Genomic DNA, 1,264 nt, shown 5'->3' on the forward strand with positions numbered 1-1,264 from the left:
GCCGCGATCTCGCCCGGCTCGATGCGGAAGCCGCGGATCTTCACCTGGTCGTCGTTGCGGCCCAGGAACTCCAGATTGCCGTCCGGCAGATAGCGCGCCAGGTCACCGGTCTTATACAGCCGATCGCCTTCCACAAAGGGGCTGGCGATGAACCGCTCGGCCGTCAGATCAGGCCGGTTCAGGTAGCCACGCGCAACGCCGGCCCCGCCAACGTAAAGCTCACCCACCGCCCCGAACGGCACGGGCCCACCATGACCGTCCAGCAGGTACACCCGCGTGTTCGCAATCGGGCGCCCGATCGGGATGGAGGCCAGCCCCCCGACAGATTGGGCGATCTCGCAGACTGTCGCGAAGGTCGTTGTCTCGGTCGGACCGTAGCAGTGAATGAGGCGTACAGGACCTTCTTCTCTCAGCAATCTCAAAAATGAGGGAACGTCACTGACCTCGCCTCCACAGAGGAGGTACTTAAGTTGTGCTAACGTCGGAGCGATCGATGACGTATATTGGTTGAATAACGCTGTTGTTAGAAAAAGGGTTGTCACCCGTTGCTGTTCAAGTGACTTGGCAAAATTTGAAGGATTTATGACGGTCGTGGCATCCATTGCAATGATGCAGCCACCGTTGAGCAGCGGCGCCCACACTTCAAATGTGCTGGCGTCGAAGGCGGGATTACCCACCCACGCCATACGATCACTCGAGCTGAACTGCGCATAGCCATTGTTGATGACGAGCCGGTTGACCGCACGGTGAGCAACAACAACCCCCTTGGGAAGGCCGGTCGAGCCGGAGGTGTACATCACGTAAGCAGCAGCCTCGGCGCTCAATGCCAGGCCAGGATCGGCACTAGACCCTGCTCCGGTCATGAGCGGCTCAATCGCCAGAACAGGGATCGTCACCTCAAGCAGATCATCATCGTCACTCTCGCTAAGCACCAGGCGCGCAGCACAATCGGCCATCAGCCATTCTTGTCGCGCAGATGGAAGAGCGCGATCGATCGGCACATACACTCCGCCCGCCTTCAGGATCGCCAGCTGCGCCACCACAAGGGCGACGGAGCGGTCCAGCACTGTCGCAACGCGATCCCCGGGCCTCACCCCGAGCGCGATCAGGTGATGCGCCAGCCGGTTGGCCCGCGCGTTGAGCTCGCCATAGCTCAGGCGCTCGTCCTCGCAGACCACTGCCACCGCATCGGGGGCGCGCCGCACCTGCTGCTCGAACAGTTCATGGATGCACCGGTCCGACGGATAAGGCGCCGCCGTCCGGT

The 1,264-nt window shown here is 61.6% G+C and carries 1 protein-coding gene; it reads right to left on the reverse strand.

All coding sequences use genetic code 11. The features are described 5' to 3' along the window. A partial coding sequence (locus tag NKH19_RS33295) for a non-ribosomal peptide synthetase (RefSeq protein ID WP_352983946.1) occupies window positions 1–1,264 on the reverse strand: 1,264 nt, incomplete at both ends.

Source organism: Mesorhizobium sp. M1338 (assembly GCF_040318045.1).
In the GTDB taxonomy this organism is placed as follows: domain Bacteria; phylum Pseudomonadota; class Alphaproteobacteria; order Rhizobiales; family Rhizobiaceae; genus Mesorhizobium.